18 protein-coding genes are annotated in these 21,348 nt (G+C 64.3%); 11 read left to right on the top strand and 7 right to left on the bottom strand.

The features are described 5' to 3' along the window. The first annotated feature begins 11 nt into the window (after positions 1 to 11). Positions 12 to 959 (top strand): LysR family transcriptional regulator, encoded by a 948-nt coding sequence (locus E8E75_RS23615; protein ID WP_162945907.1) that lies wholly within the window; start codon positions 12 to 14, stop codon positions 957 to 959. Here E8E75_RS23615 and E8E75_RS23610 read toward each other — a convergent pair. Beyond that, positions 901 to 1,122, bottom strand: coding sequence for a transcriptional regulator (locus tag E8E75_RS23610; RefSeq protein ID WP_153919166.1), 222 nt, complete (start codon positions 1,120 to 1,122; stop codon positions 901 to 903). The genes E8E75_RS23615 and E8E75_RS23610 overlap by 59 nt on opposite strands. A gap of 190 nt (positions 1,123 to 1,312) precedes the next feature. Between E8E75_RS23610 and E8E75_RS23605 the strand changes: the two genes are divergently transcribed. Then, a complete protein-coding gene (locus tag E8E75_RS23605) occupies positions 1,313 to 1,687 on the top strand; it encodes a thioredoxin family protein (RefSeq protein ID WP_120653879.1) in 375 nt (124 codons plus the stop codon). Positions 1,688 to 1,733: 46 nt separating this feature from the next. Here E8E75_RS23605 and hexR read toward each other — a convergent pair whose 3' ends face one another. Beyond that, positions 1,734 to 2,600, bottom strand: coding sequence for a transcriptional regulator HexR (gene hexR, locus E8E75_RS23600; protein ID WP_120653878.1), 867 nt, complete (start codon positions 2,598 to 2,600; stop codon positions 1,734 to 1,736). A 196-nt stretch (positions 2,601 to 2,796) separates the two neighbouring features. Between hexR and zwf the strand changes: the two genes are divergently transcribed. Both zwf and yegQ read left to right on the top strand, forming a co-directional pair. Then, positions 2,797 to 4,221 (top strand): glucose-6-phosphate dehydrogenase, encoded by a 1,425-nt coding sequence (gene zwf, locus E8E75_RS23595; protein ID WP_218569251.1) that lies wholly within the window; start codon positions 2,797 to 2,799, stop codon positions 4,219 to 4,221. A gap of 203 nt (positions 4,222 to 4,424) precedes the next feature. Then, entirely contained in the window at positions 4,425 to 5,750 is a 1,326-nt protein-coding gene (yegQ, locus tag E8E75_RS23590; protein ID WP_153919172.1) for a tRNA 5-hydroxyuridine modification protein YegQ, read from the top strand. A gap of 40 nt (positions 5,751 to 5,790) precedes the next feature. Here yegQ and E8E75_RS23585 read toward each other — a convergent pair whose 3' ends face one another. After that, a complete protein-coding gene (locus E8E75_RS23585) occupies positions 5,791 to 8,661 on the bottom strand; it encodes an EAL domain-containing protein (RefSeq protein ID WP_153919437.1) in 2,871 nt (956 codons plus the stop codon). A gap of 216 nt (positions 8,662 to 8,877) precedes the next feature. On the opposite strand from E8E75_RS23585, the gene uvrD reads away from it, so the two are divergent. The 3 genes from uvrD to E8E75_RS23570 all read left to right on the top strand — a co-directional run bounded on the left by uvrD (position 8,878) and on the right by E8E75_RS23570 (position 12,772). Next, positions 8,878 to 11,058 (top strand): DNA helicase II, encoded by a 2,181-nt coding sequence (gene uvrD, locus E8E75_RS23580; protein ID WP_120653875.1) that lies wholly within the window; start codon positions 8,878 to 8,880, stop codon positions 11,056 to 11,058. A gap of 153 nt (positions 11,059 to 11,211) precedes the next feature. Beyond that, positions 11,212 to 11,787, top strand: a complete 576-nt coding sequence (locus tag E8E75_RS23575; RefSeq protein ID WP_120653874.1) for a TetR family transcriptional regulator — start codon at positions 11,212 to 11,214, stop codon at positions 11,785 to 11,787. 124 nt (positions 11,788 to 11,911) lie between these two features. Beyond that, positions 11,912 to 12,772: a Tim44 domain-containing protein gene (locus E8E75_RS23570; protein ID WP_153919175.1), complete on the top strand. Its 861-nt coding sequence runs from the start codon at positions 11,912 to 11,914 to the stop codon at positions 12,770 to 12,772. 175 nt (positions 12,773 to 12,947) lie between these two features. Here E8E75_RS23570 and E8E75_RS23565 read toward each other — a convergent pair whose 3' ends face one another. Next, complete coding sequence (locus E8E75_RS23565) at positions 12,948 to 13,412, bottom strand: YbaK/EbsC family protein (RefSeq protein ID WP_120653872.1); 465 nt, start codon at positions 13,410 to 13,412, stop codon at positions 12,948 to 12,950. Between the two features lie 135 nt (positions 13,413 to 13,547). Then, positions 13,548 to 14,000: a GNAT family N-acetyltransferase gene (locus tag E8E75_RS23560; protein ID WP_153919176.1), complete on the bottom strand. Its 453-nt coding sequence runs from the start codon at positions 13,998 to 14,000 to the stop codon at positions 13,548 to 13,550. A gap of 142 nt (positions 14,001 to 14,142) precedes the next feature. On the opposite strand from E8E75_RS23560, the gene E8E75_RS23555 reads away from it, so the two are divergent. Further along, positions 14,143 to 14,550: an SMI1/KNR4 family protein gene (locus E8E75_RS23555; protein ID WP_120653870.1), complete on the top strand. Its 408-nt coding sequence runs from the start codon at positions 14,143 to 14,145 to the stop codon at positions 14,548 to 14,550. Between the two features lie 136 nt (positions 14,551 to 14,686). Here E8E75_RS23555 and E8E75_RS23550 read toward each other — a convergent pair whose 3' ends face one another. Beyond that, on the bottom strand, positions 14,687 to 16,444 hold the full coding sequence (locus E8E75_RS23550; protein WP_153919179.1) for a cation:proton antiporter: 1,758 nt from the start codon (positions 16,442 to 16,444) through the stop codon (positions 14,687 to 14,689). A gap of 219 nt (positions 16,445 to 16,663) precedes the next feature. Next, positions 16,664 to 17,326 carry a GntR family transcriptional regulator gene (locus tag E8E75_RS23545; RefSeq protein ID WP_120653868.1) on the bottom strand — a complete coding sequence of 221 codons (663 nt, stop codon included), beginning with the start codon at positions 17,324 to 17,326 and terminating at the stop codon, positions 16,664 to 16,666. A 273-nt stretch (positions 17,327 to 17,599) separates the two neighbouring features. Between E8E75_RS23545 and E8E75_RS23540 the strand changes: the two genes are divergently transcribed. The 3 genes from E8E75_RS23540 (at position 17,600) to E8E75_RS23530 (ending at position 21,333) form a co-directional block, all read left to right on the top strand. Beyond that, positions 17,600 to 18,991 carry an aspartate aminotransferase family protein gene (locus E8E75_RS23540; RefSeq protein ID WP_153919181.1) on the top strand — a complete coding sequence of 464 codons (1,392 nt, stop codon included), beginning with the start codon at positions 17,600 to 17,602 and terminating at the stop codon, positions 18,989 to 18,991. Positions 18,992 to 19,066: 75 nt separating this feature from the next. Beyond that, on the top strand, positions 19,067 to 20,434 hold the full coding sequence (locus tag E8E75_RS23535) for a glutamine synthetase family protein (RefSeq protein WP_120653866.1): 1,368 nt from the start codon (positions 19,067 to 19,069) through the stop codon (positions 20,432 to 20,434). 104 nt (positions 20,435 to 20,538) lie between these two features. Further along, the gene (locus tag E8E75_RS23530; protein ID WP_153919184.1) at positions 20,539 to 21,333 is read left to right on the top strand and encodes a transporter substrate-binding domain-containing protein; all 795 of its coding nucleotides are present in this window, start codon (positions 20,539 to 20,541) and stop codon (positions 21,331 to 21,333) included. Positions 21,334 to 21,348 lie beyond the last annotated feature (15 nt).

Below are 21,348 nucleotides of genomic sequence, written 5' to 3'. Positions count from 1 at the left end.
GCAAGACCCTGCTGCGTATGACGCTGCGCCAGCTCCAGGTATTCCGTGCGGTGTTCGAAAGCCGCTCCTACAGCCGGGCGGCCGAGGAGATGGCGCTGACCCAGCCGGCCGTCAGCCTGCAGATCCGCCAGCTCGAGGAGTTGGTGGGCCAGCCGCTGTTCGAGTACGTCGGCAAGAAGCTCTACGTGACCGATGCTGCAGAGGCGTTGATGCGCGCCAGCAGCGATATCTTCCAGCGCCTGGCCAGTCTCGACATGCAGCTGTCGGACCTGCAGGGCTCACTGCAGGGCCAGCTCAATCTGGCAGTGGAATCGAGCGCCAAGTACTTCGCGCCGCACCTGTTCGCGGCCTTCCGCGAGCAGCATCCGGACGTCAGCCTGCACCTGGTGGTGACCAATCGCGCGCAGGTGATCAAACGTCTCTCGGACAACCGTGACGACCTGGTGATCATGTCCCTGGTGCCCCAGGACATGGCCCTGGAGTTCCTCCCCTTCCTGAACAACCCGATAGTCGCGGTGGCGCCGCCCAGCCACCCGCTGTCCAACGTCGCGAAACTGACCCTGAAGGACCTGGAGCCCTACACGCTGCTGGTCCGCGAGGCCGGCTCGGGCACCCGCAAGGCCTGCGAGGAGTACTTCCAGCAGAAGCGCGCGCACTTCGCGCAGACCATGGAAGTGGCCTCGCTGGATGCGCAGAAGGAATGCGTGGTGGCCGATCTTGGCATCGCCCTGATCCCGCGCCATGCGGTGAGCCTGGAGCTGGCGACCGGGTTGCTGCGGGAGCTGCCAGTGGAGGAACTGCCACTGTATCGCAGCTGGTGCGCAGTGCATGCCAAGGGCAAGCGGCTATCGCCGGTCGCCCAGGCGTTTCTGGCCTTTATCCGCGAAGAACGCGCACAGATCAGCGCACTTTCGCACCGCTTTTCCGGCGCACTGCCTTTGACGACAACAGGTAATTAGCGGCGATCAGTTCGGGGTAGGGGTAGTCCGAACACTCCATCTGCAGGCGACGCTGTTCGGCGCGGTCTTCAATCGCGCGGCGATACTGCATACGTCGCTGGTCCTCCAGTTTGCGCCGGGTCTTGCTGTCCACATGGGCTGAATCATCGTGAAAGCGTTGCATGGCATCTCTCCCTGGGTGGGTTAGGAAGCAGGCTGACAGGCGCAGGATCGTCCGCGCCTGTGACGCTTTCACGAAGGCTCGGTGAATCTGTGGTGAAACGAAGGTTTCAGGCTATCGGCGCGATAGCTGGACAGACCGTCACCGCGCGACTTTGCTCAGCAATTACGGGGCGACGCCGCTGGAGGACGCCATGAGCAATGCCGTCGAATTCTTCCAACGCTTTCCGATCCAACGGGTGCGCGCCAGCATTCTCGATGACGTACTGGCCAGCGAACGCCAACGACTGGTGCTGCTCTACCTGTGGCAGGACGACTGCCCTCTCTGCGACGTGGCCAAGCACGACTTGCTGCGCATCCAGGAGCGCTGCCAGTGGCCCCAGGTGCGCTGGTTGCATGACGAAGTGGACGAAGACCCGGCGCTGGCACTGCGCTTCGGGTTGCACGGGGTGCCCACGTTCATAGCCCTCTACCACGGTCGACCGTTGGGGCGGATTACCAGTTGGCCAGGCAGTGGGCCATTCATCGAAGCGATAGAGCGGTTGCTGGTGAGGCAGGGGCTGGCCTGATCGTCTGCGCGCCGGAAGCCGACGTCTCGCTCGATCAGGCGCCGACTCAGTCCTCGGCGCTCTTCACCGACTTGGGTGAGAGGCGCAGGCTGCGCAGACTGCGCTTCACGCTCTTGAGGTGGTTGACCAGGGTCGGACCACGGGCCATGGCGACGCCCATGGCCAACACGTCGATCACCACCAGGTGGGCGATGCGCGAGGTCAGCGGGGTGTAGATCTCGGTGTCTTCCTGCACGTCGATGGCGAGGTTTACCGTGGCCAGGTCGGCCAGCGGGGTCTGGCTCGGGCACAGGGTGATGAGGGTGGCGCCGGCTTCACGCACCAGGTTGGCGGTGATCAGCAGGTCCTTGGAACGGCCCGACTGGGAAATGCAGATGGCCACATCCGAAGGCTTCAGGGTGACCGCCGACATCGCCTGCATGTGCGGGTCGGAATAGGCCGCCGCGGTCAGCAGCAGGCGGAAGAACTTGTGTTGGGCGTCGGCCGCCACCGCGCCGGATGCGCCGAAACCGTAGAACTCCACGCGCTGGGCCTGGGCACAGGCGCCAATGGCACGCTGCAGCGCTTCCGGGTCGAGCTTCTCACGGACTTCTATCAGGGTGTGCAGGGTGGTGTCGAAGATCTTCAGGCTGAAGTCCGCGACCGAGTCGTCCTCGTGGATCGCGAACTGGCCGAAGCTGGCACCGGCGGCCAGGCTCTGCGCCAGTTTCAGCTTGAGGTCCTGGAAGCCACCGCAACCGATGGCGCGGCAGAAGCGCACGATGGTTGGCTCACTGACCCCGACGCCCTGGGCCAGGTCGGCCATGGAGCTGTGCATGACCGCAGCGGGATCGAGCAGGACGTGGTCGGCGACTTTCAGTTCCGACTTGCGTAGCAGATGACGCGACTGGGCGATATGTTGCAGCAGGTTCACAGGGCAGGCTCTGTCTGGAATGGGGGTTTCGCCGCTTTCTTCAGTCATGCAACGACGCGCGACTCGGTTATGATCGGCGGAATCAGGCTGTAGTGGCCTTGTAGTTATACTACATGAACCGCTTTTCCGCCCAGTTGAACCACTATTTCTCCGCGTGCAAGGAAGGGAGAGCGCATCCTTGACCAGCTCCTGCGACATGCTCGTCTTCGGCGGCACCGGCGATCTCGCCCTACACAAGCTGCTTCCGGCCCTCTATCACCTGCATCGCGAAGGGCGCCTGCATCCGCAGATGCGGATCCTCGCCCTGGCCCGCAACACCCTCGATCGTGACGGCTACCGCGCCCTCGCCGAGCGCCGCTGCCGGGCCCAGGTGGCTCGCGCGGACTTTACCGCCGAGGGCTGGAGCAGCTTTGCCGAGCGCTTGGACTACTTCGCCATGGACGTTTCCCAGAGCGCCGATTTCGGTCGCCTGGCCCGCTACCTCGGGCCCGACCCCGGCTGTGGGCGGGTCTACTACCTGGCCACCGCGCCCGACCTGTTCGAAGATATCGCCGCGCACCTGTCGATTGCCCGGCTGGCCACCCCGAAGTCACGCATCGTGCTGGAAAAGCCGATCGGCCATTCGCTGGAGTCGGCCCAGGCGATCAATGCCGCCATCGGCAAGGTGTTCGATGAATCCCAGGTGTTCCGCATCGACCACTACCTGGGCAAGGAAACCGTGCAGAACCTCATGGCGCTGCGCTTCGCCAACGGCCTGTTCGAGCCGATCTGGCGTGCCGGGCACGTCGACCATGTACAGATCAGCGTCTGCGAGACGCTCGGCGTGGAGAACCGCGGTGCCTACTACGACCGCTCCGGGGCCATGCGCGACATGGTGCAGAACCACCTGCTGCAGCTGCTCTGCCTGGTGGCCATGGAAGCTCCAGTACGCTTCGACGCCGAGGCTGTGCGCAACGAGAAGGTGAAAATCCTCGAAGCACTGAAACCCATCTCTGGGCAGGACGTACGCGACAAGACCGTGCGCGGCCAGTACAGCGCCGGGAAGATCGGTGGCCAGGAAGTGCCGGCCTACTACTTCGAGAAGAACGTCGACAACGACAGTGACACCGAGACCTTCGTCGCCGTGCAGGTGGAGATCGACAACTGGCGATGGGCCGGCGTGCCCTTCTACCTGCGCACCGGCAAGCGCCTGGCGCGCAAATACTCGGAAATCGTCATCCAGTTCAAGCCGGTGCCTCACCGCCTGTTCGCCGATGGCGAGGCCAATCGCCTGCTGATCCGCCTGCAGCCGGAGGAACGCATCAGTCTGCAACTGATGGCCAAGACGCCGGGAAAAGGCATGAACCTGGAACCGGTGGAGCTGGACCTGAACCTGGCCAAGGCCTTCAGCCACCAGCGCCGCTGGGACGCCTACGAGCGCCTGCTGCTGGACGTGATCGAAGGTGATTCGACGCTGTTCATGCGCCGCGACGAAGTCGAAGCCGCCTGGCGCTGGATCAACCCGATCCTCGAAGGCTGGCACGAGTACTACCAGAGCCCGCGCCCCTACCCTGCAGGTTCCACCGGACCGGAACAGGCCCACAGCCTGCTGGAGTTGCACCAGCGCGCCTGGCACGACTGAACGCGACCTTCCATAAGGTGCGTGCGCTGTGCGCACCGGAGATTCCCGTGCAAGCTCTCCGGTGCGCACAGCGCACCCTACCGAAAACGACCTCCGCCCTCGCAAGCGCGACACCTGGCGTTACCCATTGCTCCAGAGCAATAAAGCCCTCTCGCCCTATCCCTAGAATCGCGCGTCTTTTGCCCTCCTCCGCGAGCCGCGCCATGCACCGTCCCGAACTGCTTTCCCCCGCCGGTACCCTCAAGGCCATGCGCTTCGCCTTCGCCTACGGCGCCGACGCCGTCTACGCCGGCCAGCCGCGCTATAGCCTGCGGGTACGCAACAACGAGTTCGACCACGCCAACCTGGCTCTTGGCATCACCGAAGCACATGCCGCCGGCAAGCGTTTCTACGTGGTGGTGAACATCGCCCCGCACAACGCCAAGCTGCGCACTTTCCTCAAGGACCTGGAGCCGGTCATCGCCATGGGGCCGGATGCGCTGATCATGTCCGATCCCGGCCTGATCATGCTGGTGCGCGAGCACTTCCCGCAGATGCCCATCCACCTCTCGGTGCAGGCCAACGCGGTGAACTGGGCCAGTGTGAAATTCTGGCAGCAGCAGGGGCTCAGCCGGGTGATCCTGTCGCGGGAGCTGTCCCTGGAGGAAATCGGCGAAATCCGCCAGCAGGTGCCGGGCATGGAGCTGGAAGTCTTTGTCCACGGCGCCTTGTGCATGGCTTATTCCGGCCGCTGCCTGCTGTCGGGCTACCTCAATCACCGCGATCCCAACCAGGGCACCTGCACTAACGCCTGCCGATGGCAGTACGGCGCCAAGCCCGCGCAGGAGGATGAGCTGGGCCAACTGGTGCCAACGCTTGGTTGCGGCGCGCCGAGCGAGCAGTTAGTCCTGCTGGAAGAGGCCAACCGTCCAGGCGAGCTGATGTCCGCCTGGGAAGACGAGCACGGCACCTACATCATGAACTCCAAGGATCTGCGCGCCGTGCACCACGTGGAGCGGTTGCTGCAGCTGGGCGTGCATTCGCTGAAAATCGAGGGCCGCACCAAATCGCACTTCTATGTGGCGCGCACCGCCCAGGCCTACCGCAAGGCCATCGACGACGCCTGTGCCGGGCGCCCCTTCGACCTCACCCTGATGGACGACCTCGAATCACTGGCCAACCGCGGCTACACCGAAGGCTTCCTGCGCCGCCACGTGCATGACGAGTACCAGAACTATGAGCACGGCTACTCCCTTGCCGAGCGCCAGCAGTTCGTCGGGGAGCTGACCGGGGTGGTGCGTCACGGGCTCGCGGAAGTGCGCGTGAAGAACCATTTCGCAGTAGGCGACCGCCTGCAACTCATGACGCCGCGAGGCAATGTGGATTTCAAGCTGGAAGCCCTGGAAAACCGCTTCGGCGAGCGCAAGACAGTGGCCCCAGGCGACGGCCACACCCTTTACCTGCCGCTGCCGGAAGACCTGCCACTGGAAAATGCGCTGCTGATGCGCTGGTTCAGCACCGGCAACAGCCGCACCGCTGCAAGCGCCTGAGGCCGGATGGGGGACGCCGCGCGCACCGCTACGGACCGCGTCAGTGCCAGAGCGCCGTTGCCTGCTCCCTGAGCAGCCGCACGAACTTAGGCACCTCCACCGGCGGGCTGATCAGGTAGCCCTGGATCTCGTCGCAACGCTGGCTGCGCAGGAAGTTCAGCTGTTCCTGGGTTTCCACGCCCTCGGCCACCACCTTCAGCTCCAGGCTGTGGGCCATGGCGATGATTGCGCGGGTGATGGCCGCGTCCTCGCTGCCGGCGGAGAGGTCGCGAATGAAGGTCTGGTCGATCTTCACGTAGTCCACCGGGAAGCGCTTGAGATAACTCAGGGATGAATAGCCGGTGCCGAAATCGTCGATGGCCAGTTTTACGCCGAGCTGCCGTAGCTGGTGGAAGGTGGCGATGACGTTCTCGACGTTTTCCAGCAGGTGGCTCTCGGTCAGCTCCAACTCCAGCAGGCGGGCCTGCAGGCCAGTTTCCTCCAGCACCTGGCGCACCAGGCTGACGAGGTTGCCCTGGCGCAGCTGGTGCATCGACAGGTTTACCGAAACGCGGATGTCGGCCAGCCCCTGTCGCTGCCACTCACGGGCCTGCTGGCAGGCCTGGCGCAATACGAACTCTCCGATGGGCGCGATCAGCCCGGTCTCCTCGGCCAGGCCGATGAAGTCCCCCGGTGGGATCAGCCCCTGCTGCGGATGACGCCAGCGCACCAGCGCCTCGGCGGCATTCAGACTGTTGTCGGCCAGGCCCAGCTTGGGCTGGTAGAAGACTTCCAGCTGGCCTTCCTCGATGGCCTTGCGCAGCTGGTTCTCCAGTTGCAGGCGCTCCAGGGTGCAGGCCTGGAGGTTGTCGGTGAAGAACTGGAAGGTGTTGCCGCCCAGGTGTTTGGCATGTTGCATGGCCATGTTGGCCTGGCTGATCAGGGCGGAAATGTCGCGGGCGTTGTCCGGTAGCAGGCTGATGCCCAGCGAACCGCTGATGACCAGCTCGTGGCCCCCCACGGTAATCGGCATGCGCAGCTTGCCGAGTAGGCGACTGGCCTGGCGCGCCAGGCTGGAAAGGCTGCCATAGGCGTCGAGGATCACCGCGAATTCGTCACCAGACAGGCGCGCGATGGTGTCGGCTTCCGGCACCGCCTGGGTCAGCCGACGGCTGACCTGACGCAGCAGCTGGTCGGCCACTTCATGGCCGAGGCTGTCGTTGAGCACCTTGAAGCGATCCAGGTCGATGTGCAACAAGGCCAGGCTGCGACCACTCTGCCGCGCGCGCTGGCTGGCCTCGTGCAGGCGGTCCTTGAACAGGGTGCGGTTGGCCAACCCGGTGAGTTCGTCGTAGTTGGACAGGTAGCGCAGGCGCTCCTCGGCCTCCCGCCGGGAGGTGAGATCGGCGAAGAAGCCGACGATGTGGCTGACGTTGCCCCGCGAGTCGCGCACCACGTTGAGCTGCAGCCATTGCGGATAGAGTTCACCGCTCTTGCGCGTGTCCATCAGCTCGCCCTGCCAGCTGCCGCTTTGCTCCAGCTCTTCGCGGATCAGGTAGTAGCGGCGGCGGGCTTCGCGGCTGCCGATGAGGGTTGCGACGCTGCGCCCGATCACTTCGTCCTGGCGATAGCCGGTGACCTGGCTGAAAGCTTCATTGGTCTGGATCACCCGATAGTCGGGATCAAGGATGACGATGCCCTCGCTGGCAGCCTCGAACACCGTGGCCGCCAGGCGCTGTTCCTCGTCCTGGTGCTTGCGCGCGGTGATGTCGCGGCGGGTGCCCAGCATGCGCAGCACCTTGCCGGTTCCATCGCGCTCCACCACGCGGCCGCGGTCTTCCACCCAGACCCAGTGGCCATCGTTGTGGCGCACCCGGTAGTCGATGGCGTAACCATCCGTTCGGCCCTTCATATGCTCCACCAGGGTCCGGCGTAGCAGCGGCAGGTCGTCCGGGTGCAGGCGCGGCTTCAGGTCGCTCAGCACGCGGGTCACGTCCTCCGCATCGATGCCGAAGATGGCCTTTAGCTGCGTGTGATGAACTTCGTCGGTCTCCAGGTTCCAGTCCCACAGGCCGAGTTCGCTGGCTTCCAGGGCCAGGGCCAGGCGTGCCTCGCTCTTGACCAGAGCATGGCTGGCATCGGCCAGTTCCAGCGTACGCTGGGCCACGCGCATCTCCAGCTCACCGTGGGCACGGCGCAGTTCGCGCTCGGCACGGCGGCGCTGCTCCACTTCACGAGCCAACTCGCCGTTGAGGCCCTCGGCGCGGGCCTTGGCTTCTTCGAGATGGCAGATCAATGCCTGGTTCTGGAACCGCTGCAGGAGGCTGCGCTGCACCAGCCGGTTGATCTGCCAGGCCACCACCATGAGCGACGCGGCAAGTATCACGCCCAGCACGCCCCAGCCGCGCAGCAGGGGGGTATCCCCCAGCAGCAGCCAGGCAATGGAAGGCAGCAGACAAGGCAGGGCGAAGGTAAGGAAAGCCGAGAGACTCACCGCATAGGCGACGCTGGCGGAGAGTATCGCGGCGGCGATCAGCCCGTAGACCAGCGCCTGGGTCAGGAATGCATCCGGCGGCACCAGCGCCACGGCGGCGAAAGCCAGGGTCAGCCCGGAAGCGCCGGCCCCCAGCAGAAAGGCGTGGCGCCAGCGCGGGCAGGCCTGTTTCGACGGCAGTGTCTTGTTGAAGGCGGCCACCTGGGTCAGGCGCAGGACGGCCAGCAGGACGAGCCAGACCAGCCAGCCGCCAAGCAGCAGGCCGTTGCCGGTCCCCCAGAGCAGGTAGGCGCAGGCGAGGCCGTTGAGCAGCATGAACAGGGTCGGGACCTGTGAGCCCTGATAAAGGAGGCGCGTTCGCTCGGCCGCAATGTCGGTCGCGAACTGCTGGCGGATCTCACGGCTGTCGACCAGGAAAGACGCCTGGTCGGCGGGCATTGAATTGGCGGTCATAGGCGCTTTTTTTGTAGTGGTCTGCCTAAGCGAGCCCGGAGCTTACCCGAGCGGTGAGTCGCTGCAATAGCTTTATGTGCGAGGTTCCGGATGAGCGTCCCCCAACTTTCGGAGGGTCTCGGCCGCACGGATCGGCGACCATCCGGCTGACCATCCGGTCATCGGTTTGCCCTCCCCCAGCCGCGCCAATAGAATGCCGCGATGCATGATGATCTCTCCCTCCTCCTGAACTCCCTCAACGACGCTCAACGCCAGGCCGTAGCGGCCTCGCTGGGGCGTCAACTGGTGCTTGCCGGCGCCGGTTCCGGCAAGACTCGCGTGCTGGTGCACCGCATCGCCTGGCTGATCCAGGTGGAGCAGGCCTCGCCGCACTCGATCCTGTCGGTGACCTTCACCAACAAGGCCGCGGCCGAAATGCGCCAGCGCATCGAGCAACTGCTGGGGATCAACCCGGCAGGCATGTGGGTCGGCACCTTCCACGGTCTGGCGCACCGCCTGTTGCGCGCCCACTGGCAGGAAGCGGGCCTGACCGAGAACTTCCAGATCCTCGATAGCGACGACCAGCAGCGGTTGGTCAAGCGGGTGATTCGCGACCTCGGCCTCGACGAGCAGCGCTGGCCGGCACGTCAGGCACAGTGGTTCATCAACGGACAGAAGGACGAGGGCATCCGTCCGCAGCACATCCAGGCCGGCGGCGACCTGTTCCTCGGCACCATGCTGAAGATCTACGAAGCCTACGAAGCCGCCTGTGCGCGCACCGGGGTAATCGACTTCTCCGAACTACTGCTGCGCGCCCTTGACCTCTGGCGCGACCGTCCGAGCCTGCTGGAGCACTACCAGCGACGCTTCCGCCATGTGCTGGTGGACGAATTCCAGGACACCAACGCCGTGCAGTACGCCTGGCTTCGCCTGCTTGCCAAGGGTGGCCAGAGCCTGATGGTGGTGGGCGACGACGACCAGTCGATCTATGGCTGGCGCGGTGCGCGGATCGAGAACATCCAGCAGTTCTCCAGCGACTTCCCGGATACCGAGGTGATTCGCCTGGAGCAGAATTACCGCTCCACCGCAGGCATCCTCAAGGCCGCCAACGCCCTCATCGCCAACAATCAAGGGCGCCTGGGCAAGGAGCTCTGGACCGAGGGCGAAGACGGCGAACCCATTGGCCTGTATGCCGCGTTCAACGAGCACGACGAAGCCCGCTACGTGGTGGAGAGCATCGAGAGCGCCTTGAAAGACGGCATGGCCCGCAGCGAAATCGCCATCCTCTATCGCTCCAACGCCCAGTCGCGGGTGCTGGAAGAGGCCCTCCTGCGGGAGAAGATTCCCTACCGCATCTATGGCGGCCAGCGCTTCTTCGAGCGCGCCGAGATCAAGAACGCCATGGCTTACCTGCGCCTGCTCGACGGTCGTGGCAATGATGCGGCGCTGGAGCGGGTAATCAACGTGCCGCCACGCGGTATCGGTGAGAAAACCGTGGAGAGCATCCGCGAGTTCTCCCGCGTCAACGAAGTCTCGATGTGGGAAGCGATGCGCCTGATGATCGCCAACAAGGCCCTGGCCGGTCGCGCCTCCAGCGCCCTGGCGGCCTTCATGGAGCTGATCGAGAACCTGACCGCGAAGTGCCTGGAGATGCCCCTGCACCTGATGACCCAGACGGTCATCGAGCAGAGTGGCCTGGTGGCGTACCACAAGGACGAGAAGGGCGAGAAGGGCCAGGCCCGGGTGGAAAACCTGGAAGAGCTGGTCAGCGCCGCCCGCGCCTTCGAGAACGAAGAGCCCGAGGACGACCTCACGCCGCTGCAGGCCTTCCTCAGCCACGCCTCGCTGGAGGCCGGGGAAACCCAGGCCGACGCTTTCGAGGACAGCGTACAGCTGATGACCCTGCACAGCGCCAAGGGTCTGGAGTTCCCCCTGGTATTCCTGGTGGGCATGGAAGAAGGCCTGTTCCCGCACAAGATGAGCATGGAAGACCCGACCCGCCTGGAAGAAGAGCGCCGTCTGGCCTATGTCGGCGTCACCCGTGCCATGCAGCGCCTGGTCCTGACCTACGCCGAAACCCGCAGGCTCTACGGCAGCGAGACCTACAACAAGGTCTCGCGCTTCGTCCGCGAAGTGCCGCCGCAGCTGATTCGTGAAGTGCGCCTGAACAACAGCATCAGCCGTCCCATGGGGAGCGGTAGCCGCCACGGCTCCATCTTCGACGGTGCCGCCGTGCCGGAAACGCCCTTCTCCCTGGGCCAGCGAGTGCAGCATGCGTTGTTCGGCGAGGGCACCATCCTCAACTTCGAAGGCGCCGGCGCCCAGGCCCGGGTGCAGGTGAAGTTCGAGAGCGAAGGCAGCAAGTGGCTGATGCTGGCGTACGCCAAGCTGCAGCCGCTCTGACCGGGACGCTCTCCCGCCGCCTGTTCTGTTGGAGCGAATTCATTCGCGAATGAATTCGCTTCAACCGGTTTTGAAGCTCCACGGACTCTCCGCCCGTCCGATGCCTCTGCCGCCGCCGCGCGCTTGGCCATACTGAGTGGCGGAGGAACGTCCATGCCCCGCTCACCCAGCGCCCAGCAGATTCTCGATTGCGCCCTGAACCTGGCCGATACCAGTGGTTGGGAACGGTTGCACCTGTTCGAGGTAGCCAATGAACTCGGCGTCAGCCTCGACGCCATCGCCAAGCATTATCGACAGAAGGATGACCTGGTAGAGGCCTGGTTCGACCGCGCCGACCTGGCTCTGCTGGAGCGCAGCAAAGGCGGCGACCTGGCGGCCCTGGGCGCGGAGAGGCGCCTGGAGGAACTGCTGATGGCCTGGCTTGGCGCGCTGGCGCCGCACCGCGCGGTGACCGCGCAGATGCTGCTCTACAAGCTCGAGCCCGGGCATATCCACCTGCAAGTGCTGGGACTGTTACGCGTCAGCCGTACCGTGCAGTGGTGGCGCGAGGCGGCGCAGCGGGAAACCCTGCACCTGTGCCGCATCGCCGAGGAAAGCCTGCTCACCGGAGCCTACCTGCGCACCTTCGTCCACTGGCTGCGCCATCCGCTGGAAGACGAAGCAGATTTGCGCGCCCTGCTACGCCGTCAGTTGCGCTGCGGCCCACTGGTGTTCCTACTGCGCAGATGAACGGCATGCCCGGAAAAGGCCGACAGAGCTGTACGACAAAATCCCGAAACACTCTGCCCCTAGCTATCGCGCGACTGACTGTGCAGCATGGCGCGCGTAGATTCATAACCAAGAGAAGCCTCTGATGCGCCGATTTCTCAGTATTGCCCTGGCCCTTTGCGTCGGCCTGACGCTCAGCCTGGATGTCAACGCCGCCAAGCGTATGGGTGGCGGCAAGTCCTTCGGCTCCGCGCCGACCCACCAGACCCGCCAGGCGGCTCCCGCCCAGCAAGCCCCGAACGCCGCCGCCCCTGCCGCAGCTGGCAAGCCCGCCGCAGCCGCGAGCGGTGCATCCCGCTGGCTTGGCCCGCTGGCCGGCATCGCCGCCGGTGGCCTGCTCGCCTCGATGTTCATGGGTGACGGCTTCGACGGCATGCAAATCTTCGACTTCCTGATCATCGGCCTGATCGCCTTCCTGATCTTCCGCTTCCTGGCCGCCCGCAAGCGCGCCCAGCAGCAGGGCCGCCCCGCCATGGCCGGCCATGCGCCGTTCCAGCGTGAAATGCCGCAGATGCCGCAACAGCAGCCGTCGATCTTCGGCAGCTCCGCCCCGGTGGCTCAGCCTGCCTTCAACGCGCCGAGCTGGTTCAACGAGCAGCGTTTCATCGAAGCCGGCCGCGAGCACTTCGTGGCCCTGCAACAGCACTGGGACGCGGCCGAGATGGACAAGATCGCCGAGTTCGTCACCCCGCAGATGCTGAGCTTCCTGAAGGAAGAGCGCGCCAGCCTGGGCGATGCCTACCAGTCCACCTATATCGACAACCTCCAGGTGCAGCTGGACGGCATCGATGAGCTGAGCGACAAGACCGTCGCCACCCTGACCTTCAACGGTGTCTCCAAGTCCTCGCGTTTCGACCAGGGCGAAGTGTTCAGCGAAAGCTGGCGCATGGAGCGCGTAAATGGCGAAAACCAGCCCTGGCTGGTGGCGGGCATCCGTCAGAACTGATTGCTTCTGCAATGAAAAAACCCGGGCTTGTCCCGGGTTTTTCGTTTCACTGATGGCGACCGCCACCTCTGCGCCAACGCCGCCGCGCGAGGGAGCGGCGGAACCAGAAAGGCGGTGGAATGGGCGGTCTGACGCCCCGGACCTTCTTCATGATTTCGCGAGCAAATCACGGGCCCTAGTGGCAGAGCTCGCAGACTTCCGCATGTGGCACCAGTTTCAGGTAATCATCCATGCGCATATGCACCAGGTTTTCGTGGTCGCCGGCCTCCAGGTAGATGTCCTTCTGCCGCGTCAGCTGCGGGTCCACCAGCATGTTCATGCCATAGGGTTCGCCGAGTGCCGGCACGGCACCGAGTTCGCAGTCCTTGAACAGGCGGGCCAGGTCGGCTTCGTGGGTGAGTTGCCAGATCCTCGAGTCCTTGCGCACCTTGCCCATGTCCAGGTGGCGGCTGGAGGGAACGACCGCCATGAGGAAATTGCCTTGGCGATCGTCCAGGATCACCGGCTTGGCCAGACGCTCGGCGGGAATATTGGCGACGCGCGCCGACTCCAGGCTGGTGGCCGAGTGAGGGTGCGGCACCAGATCGAACTGGGTATGGGTACGTTCCAGGCTGCGCTGCAGGGTTGCGGCCATTCGCATGATGCACCTCCTGTGGAAAGCCAGGGTGTTGGTGGCTGCCCCGGGCAGCCGGATGGTGCACAAAGTTTAGCCAGCACATTCCGGCCGGGATAAAGCGGTTGGTGCTGAGCCCGGCACTGCAAAGCAGTGTTGGGCCTAAGCGCGGCGCATTCCAACGTGAGGAATGCCGTCATCCAGGTAAACCTCGGTCACCGCAGAGAAACCGTAGCGGCCGTAGTAACCCTGCAGGTGCGCCTGGGCCGAGAGATACACCGACATGCCCGGCCAGCGCTTGCCGGCCTCGATCAGGGCACGCTCCATCAGTCCGTGCCCGAGGCCGCGACCACGTGCTTCGGCGGCGCTCACCACGCGTCCGATCACCACATCGCCGCCCTGGGTCGATGGGTCCAGCAGGCGCAGGTACGCCAGCAGTTTGTCGTCTTCCCAGGCCATCACATGGCAGGTATCGGCTTCCAGGTCCTGGCCATCGACATCCAGGTAGGGGCATTTCTGCTCCACCACGAACACCTGGCAGCGCAGCGCCAGGAACGCGTAGACCTCGTGGGAATCGAGCTCGCTGTGATGTTTGCAGGTCCAGGTGATCGCCATGACAGGCTCCTTGGCAAAAAATTCGAGGATAAGGTGGGCTGGCCGTGCTGTCTGGTGAAAACCTTCGTCCATTGAACCCGCGATTTTCCCGTCCACCCGGCTACTGTATAAAGCGCATCCCAATGCATGAGGGCCTTTTGCCATGGAAGAAGTCATCGAACAGCTGCGTGAACTCAACGAGCCGGTGCCGGTTCCCCTGGAGCTTCCTGACGAGGAGTTGCTGGTGGAGATCGAGGAGCAGCTGCTGATCAACCTGCCCTTCGAATTGCGCGAGTTCCTGCTCAAGGTCAGCGATGTGGTCTATGGCCGCCTGGAACCGGTGACCGCCACCGACCCGCAATCCCACACCTACCTGCCGGAAGTCGCCGCCGTCGCCTGGGACCTGGGCGTACCGCGCGATCTGGTGCCCCTCTGCCAGGATGGCCGCAACTACTACCTGGTCGACGGCGAAGGCGAAGTCGTCCTGTGGGACGGCGACGAGGGCGAACTCACCGACGAGAGCTGGGACTCCGTCTGGCACTGGGCACGGGACGTCTGGCTGGCCAGCTGATTCCCGCGTCGGAACAGCGGCGTTGAAGATGGGCTCAGTCTGTAGGGTGCGCCATGCGCACCAGCCACCTACTCCGCACGCGGCGCCTGCAGCGCACGCTACGATCGGCGTCGAATGCGCGGGCTGATGCCGCCCGTCAGCGGTGGTTCTGGTTCTGTTCCAGCGTCTCCATCAAGGCAATCTGCATCCGTGAGTGCACACGGATCAACCAGCGCCAGAGCAGCGCGCTGACACCTGCCGCCAGCAGGCCGATAAGCACCAGCAACTCCAGCGTCGGCAGAATGCTCGCCGACAGCGCCATCAGCAGCAGCATGATGACCAGCAGCGAGAGCAGCGGGATCACTTCGGCGATAACCTTGCGCACCCGCTCGGTGTGGCGCCCGGCCTTGTCCGGGCTCACCCCCATTTCCGCCAGCAGCATGGAAAGCGCCTTGAGCTTGCGGTAGGCGGCGATCAGGAAGGGCAGCGAGAGCAGCAGCGCGCCACCCCAGATCAGCGCCTTCTGCTGATTGGGCGAGGTCACCCAGTCGCTCAGGTATTCGGCGAGCGCTCCGGCGAAGTAGGCGCTGCCAAGGAAGATGGCCACCACCAGGGCCAGGTTGACCATTACCTGCAGCAGGATCTTGCGGATCATCCCCGCCAGCACCGCACTCTGACCTTGAGGCTGAATGCTGCGCAGCCACTCGCCGTACAGGCCGAAGACACGCACCAGGGGCTGCGGCATCACCTTGGCCAGCTTGATCGAGAGCGGGTCGGCGGCGCGGATGAGGTAAGGCGTCAGCAGGGTGGTGATGGCCGACACGGCCACCGCTACCGGATAGAGGAAGTCGCTGGTGACCTGCAAGGTGATGCCAAGCGCGGCGATGATGAAAGAGAACTCACCGATCTGCGACAGGCCCATGCCGACCCGTAGCGAGGTGCGGCCGTCATTGCCGGCGATGAAAGCGCCGAGGCCGCAGGAGATCATCTTGCCCAGCACCACCGCCAGGGTGATGACGACGATGGGCCAGGCGTACTCGACCAGCACCTTGGGATCGATCAGCAGGCCGATAGCGACAAAGAAGATCGCGCTGAACATGTCGCGAACCGGCTCGATCAGCCGCTCGATCTGCACCAGCTGGCGCGACTCGGCCATGATCGCGCCGATCAGGAAGGCGCCCAGCACCATGCTGTATTCGAGCTTCACCACCAGCAGGCAGAAGCCGAAGCACAGGCCGAGCACGGTCACCAGCAGCATCTCGTTGCTCTCGAACTTCGCCACGTAGGCGAGCAGACGCGGCACCAGCAGGATGCCGATGACCAGCGCGACGATCATGAACAGGCTGAGCTTGCCGACGGTGGCGAACACGTCGCCGGTTTCCACCGAGCCGCTCACCGCGATACCTGAAAGCAGCGCGATGATGCCGATACCCAGGATGTCTTCGACGATCAGCACCCCGAAGATGAGCTGGGCGAAGCGCTCGTTCTTCAACTTCAGGTCGCTGAGCGCCTTGACGATGATGGTGGTGGACGAGATGGCCAGGATCGCGCCGAGGAACAGCGAGTCCATGGTGCTCCAGCCGAAATAGCTGCCGATCTCGTAGCCGATCCAGATCATCAGCACGATTTCCAGGAAGGCGGCGATGAAGGCCGTGGCACCGACCTTGAACAACTTGGCGAGGCTGAATTCGAGCCCCAGGCAGAACATCAGGAAGATCACCCCGAGCTCGGCGAGGGTCTTGATGGTTTCCTCGTCATGGATCAGCTCGAAGGGCGGCGTGTGCGGCCCGATGATGAAGCCAGCGACGATGTAGCCCAGCACCACTGGCTGTTTGAAGCGGTGGAAAAGGATGGTCACCATGCCCGCGACCAGCATGATCACGGCAAGATCCTGGATGAAAGCAATGGCATGCATGGCGGCCGACTCCTTTTCTGCAATGCGCGGCACAGCGATCCCGCGCGCGGGCAACTCGCTCGGCTCCAGCGGAGCCATGTAGGAATTAGGGAAGTTGATGCAAGGAACGCACGCAGACTATCACTGCGACATGTCTCGCCAGGTCAGAGCAATATGCCGTAACACTTGCCTGAAGCATCCTACGGGAGCAGGGCTGACCCGCTCCCGCAGAACACCGGATCAGCCGCTGCGGGCCTGTGCGAAGTCCAGTTCCAGCAGGTTAAGAAGGAATTGGCCGAAGTAGGAAAGGTCCTGCTCGATGGCAAAACGCGCGGCCTTGCCGTCGCCTTCCAGCAGCGCCTTGAAGGCGTCCTCGTGGAAGTCGTTCAGACGTAATGACAGGTCCGCCTCGGTGAACAGTCGGTTGAAGAAAGGTCCGACCTGCAGCCAGAGGGTTTCGATGGTACGTAGCAGGACCGGATTGCCACAGGCACCGTAAAGAACCCGATGGAATTGGCTGTTATCGGTCAGGTAGCCCTGCACATCTCGCTGCTCGATGGCGATATCCATGCGCTCCATGCAGGCCCGCAGGATTTCCAGCTCCTCGGCGGTCAATCGCGCGGCGGCCGTTTCCACGGCCATGCCTTCCAGTGCCATACGCACCTGGAAGATCTGCTTGAAGCGTTCCCGGGTCATGGGCGGCACGCGCACCGAGCGCTGTGGCTCGCCCTCGAGGGCGCCTTCAGCCACCAGGCGCTGCAAGGCGGCGCGTACGGGCATCGGGCTGGTGCCCCAGGCAGCGGCGAGATCGCGGATCTTCAGGCGCTCGCCGGGTTTGAACTGGCCTGCCAGCAGGCCCTCGCGTAGTCGTTGGTAAAGCAGTTCCTGCAGGTTCTCGGCCATGGGCTTGTCACCACGCAATGGCCGGCGGCGCCGGCAGTTGGTTCAGGGTCAGGCTGCAGTTACGCATCGTTTTGGTCGCCTTCTGTTTGGAGGGATTGGTGGGGCTGATCAAGGTTCGTCGCCAGACCAGTGGACGCTTTCCATCTAGTCTTTCGCTCGGTCCTGTGATCACAAATATGGTTGAACGTTAAATTTCAGGGCTTCTTATAGCAAGTCTTGACAGAATTGTGATCACAAAACACGATGTGCAGAAATTCGAACGAGGTGTTCAACATGACTGCTAGTGGAATCAGCCAAGCCGCTGTGGAAACCTTCGCCGCCCGCGAGCGCGCCCGTTTCCTCGAGCGCAACCCGAAATCCGTCGCCCTCGCCGAACGCGCGCACAAGTCACTGTATGCCGGCGTGCCGATGCACTGGATGGCCGACTGGTCCACGCCTTGCCCGTTGTTCGTCGAACGCGCGAAGGGCGCCCGCTTCTATGACGTCGACGGCCACGAATACATCGACTTCTGCCTGGGCGACACCGGCACCATGTTCGGTCACTCGCCGGACCCGATCGCCAAGGCCATCGCCGAGCAGGCCAACAACGGACTGACCACCATGCTGCCGGGCGAGGACGCCGTGGTCTGCGGCGAACTGCTGGCCCAGCGCTTTGGCCTGCCCTATTGGCAGGTGACCGCCACCGCCACCGACTCCAACCGCTACGTGCTGCGCTGGGCCCGGGCCATCACCGAGCGCAAGACCCTGCTGGTGTTCGACGGCTGCTATCACGGCACCGTGGATGATGTGATGGTGCGCTACCGCGATGGCGAAACCGTGCCCCGCTCCGGCCTGGTCGGCCAGGCCTACGACCTGACCCAGTACAGCCGCTCCATTCCCTTCAACGATGTCGAGGCACTGGAAGCCGCGCTGGCGAAGGGCGACGTTTGCGCCCTGCTCTGCGAGCCGGCCATGACCAACATCGGCATGGTCCTGCCCGACCCGGGCTTCATGCAGAAGTGCCGGGAACTGACACGCAAGTACGGCAGCCTGCTGATCATCGACGAAACCCACACCATCTCCACCAACATCGGCGGCTGCACCCAGCTGTGGAACCTCGATCCGGACTTCTTCGTGGTCGGCAAGCCGATCGCCGGCGGTGTGCCTTGCGGCATCTTCGGCTGCAGCGCGGACATGGCAGAGCGGATGCTCGCCTCGCGCAAGAAAGCCCAGGAAGACAGCCATGGCCACGGCCATAGCGGCATGGGCACTACCCTCTCGGCCAACGCCCTGGCCATGCACTGCATGCGCGCCAACCTCGAACAGGTAATGACCCAGGCCGCCTATGACCACATGTTGCCGCTGGCCAAGCGGCTGGCCGATGGCTTCCGCAGCCTGATCGCCAAGCACGAGCTGAAGTGGTCGGTGACCGAGCTGGGCGCGCGCAGCGAGTTCCAGTTCTGCTCGGTATCCCCGCGCACCGGCGCCGAAGCCGAAGCCGCGTTCCACGATGAGCTGCAGATGGCGCTGCACCTCTACCTGATCAACCGCGGCATCCTGATCACGCCTTTCCACAACATGACGCTGTGCTGCCCGTCCACCACCGCCGCCGACGTGGACCAGCTCATCGCGACCCTGGACGAAGCCATAGGCGAACTGCTGGCCATCCCCGGCGCCCGCGAATGATCCGCAGGGTGCGCCCCGCGCACCGATAACCCGAATGAAAGGTGCGCACGGCGCACCCTACCCAAGAGAACGATCATGAAATTCGCCGATCCCCAGGAAGCCCGCGACTTCCTTGAACAACATCCGGAAGTACGCAGCATCGAACTGATGCTGTTCGACGCCAACGGCATCCCGCGCGGCAAGCTGCTGCACCGTGAAGAACTGCTGGCGATCTTCGAGAACGGCCGCCCGTTGCCCAGCTCCATTCTCTCGCTGACCATCCAGGGCGAGGATGTCGAGGCCAGCGGCCTGGTCTGGGAAGTCGCCGACGCCGACTGCTGGACCTACCCGATACCCGGTTCGCTGGCAATGCAGCCCTGGCGCGCCACACCCACTGCCCAGGTGCAGGTAAGCATGCACCCGACCCAGGGCCTGCCGGCCAGCCCCGGCGACCCGCGCCATGTGCTGGCACGCACCATCGAACGCCTCAAGGCCGACGGCTATCACCCGGTGATGGCAGTCGAGCTGGAGTTCTACTTGCTGGACAAGCAGCGCGATGCCAACGGTCGTCCACAGCCAGCCCTGCAGGGGAACGGCGTGCGCCCGCAGGCGCCGCAGGTCTACGGCGTTTATGAGCTGGAACAACTGCAGCCTTTCCTCGACGACCTCTACGCGGCCTGCGAGGCCCAGGGCCTGCCGGTTCGCACCGCCATCTCAGAGTACGCCCCTGGCCAACTGGAGCTGACCCTCGAGCACCGTTTCGACGCCCTGCGCGCGGTCGATGAAGGCGTTCGCTACAAGCGCCTGGTAAAAGGCGTGGCCAACAAGCACGGGCTGGTCGCCTGCTTCATGGCCAAGCCGTTCGGCGACCTTGCCGGTAGCGGTCTGCACATGCACGTGAGCCTCGCCGATGAGCAGGGCAACAACCTGATGGCCAGCGAGGACCCGCACGGTACGCCGCTGCTGCGCCACGCCATCGGCGGGATGATGGCCACGCTTAACGACGCGCTGGCGATCTTCTGTCCCAACGCCAACTCGTACCGCCGCTTCCAGGCCAACAGCTACGCGCCTCTGGCGAAAAGCTGGGGCGTGAACAACCGTACCGTGTCTTTCCGCGTACCTGGCGGCCCCGCCAAGAGCCGTCACGTCGAGCACCGCATCTGTGGCGCCGACGCCAACCCGTACCTGGCGGCCGCGGCAATCCTCGCCGGCATCCACAAGGGCATTCGCGAACAGATCGACCCGGGCGAGCCCATCCTTGGCAACGGCTATGAGCAGGCACGCGAAACCCTGCCGACGGACTGGCTCACCGCCCTGCGCAACCTGGAACAATCGGCCTGGGCCAAGGACGCACTGGGCGAGGACTTCCTGAAGATCTTCCTCGCCATCAAGTGGGAAGAGTTCCGCCAGTTCGTCAGCGAAGTCGGCGAACAGGACTGGCGCTGGTACCTGACCCACGCCTGATTGTGACCGGACTGCGCGCAGCGCCCGGCAATCTCGCCGGGCGCTGACGTTCTCCCCGTACGGCTGCTAGGCTCACAACATCTCCACCTTTTCTGGCCCGCTCGATGAAGGCTGCGATCCTCACGCTGCTGTTCCTGGCTATCGGCGTCTGCCAGGCAGAGCCGTTGCGCATCGGCCTGGAAAGCCAGGACTACCTTCCCTATTACCGTGCAATACCAGGCCAGCCCGCCGAGGGCTACGCCATCGCCCTTCTCCAACGCTTCGCCATAAGCCAGGGCCTTGCCCTCGAACTGGAACCCCTGCCGATCAATCGCCTGCACCGCAACCTGCAGACCACAGACCGGCTGATGCTGGTGTTCCCCGACAACCCCAAGTGGTCGCGCCAACTCAAGGGCGATGCACGCCTGCACTACAGCCGCCCGGTGATTCGGATAATCGATGGCACCCTGGTGCTGCGCGAGCACCTCGGGCGGGGCGTCGATTCGGTACGCCGTCTCGGCACCGTGCGCGGCTTTACCCCAGAGGCCTGGCAGGAGCGCTTGGGCAATGGTCAGGTTCAACTGGTGGAGGCCGGCGACATCGGCGGCCTTGTGCGCATGCTGCTGCGCTTGCGCATCGACGCCATCTACGCCAATCCGGAAGTGCTGCACCACTACCTGGAAACCAGTACCAACCTTGGCAGTGACCGTTTGCTGCTGGACCCGCAGTTGCCGCTGGAGCGGACGGCCTTCCACGCCAGCAGCCTGAAGCACCCGGAGATCCTCGAAGCCTTCGACCGGTTCCTGATGGAGCAAAGCGAGGAACTGGCGCAGCTACGCCGTCAGCACGGCCTGGCCTGCGGCCCCAGCGACCTGGTGGAGGAACGCCCAGCCTGCCATCAGACGAGCGCAGCCCCCTGAGTCGAGGGTTATCCA

The organism is Pseudomonas sp. BN606 (assembly GCF_029873115.1).
Lineage (GTDB): Bacteria > Pseudomonadota > Gammaproteobacteria > Pseudomonadales > Pseudomonadaceae > Metapseudomonas.
This window is presented reverse-complemented; position numbering and strand designations above follow the sequence as displayed.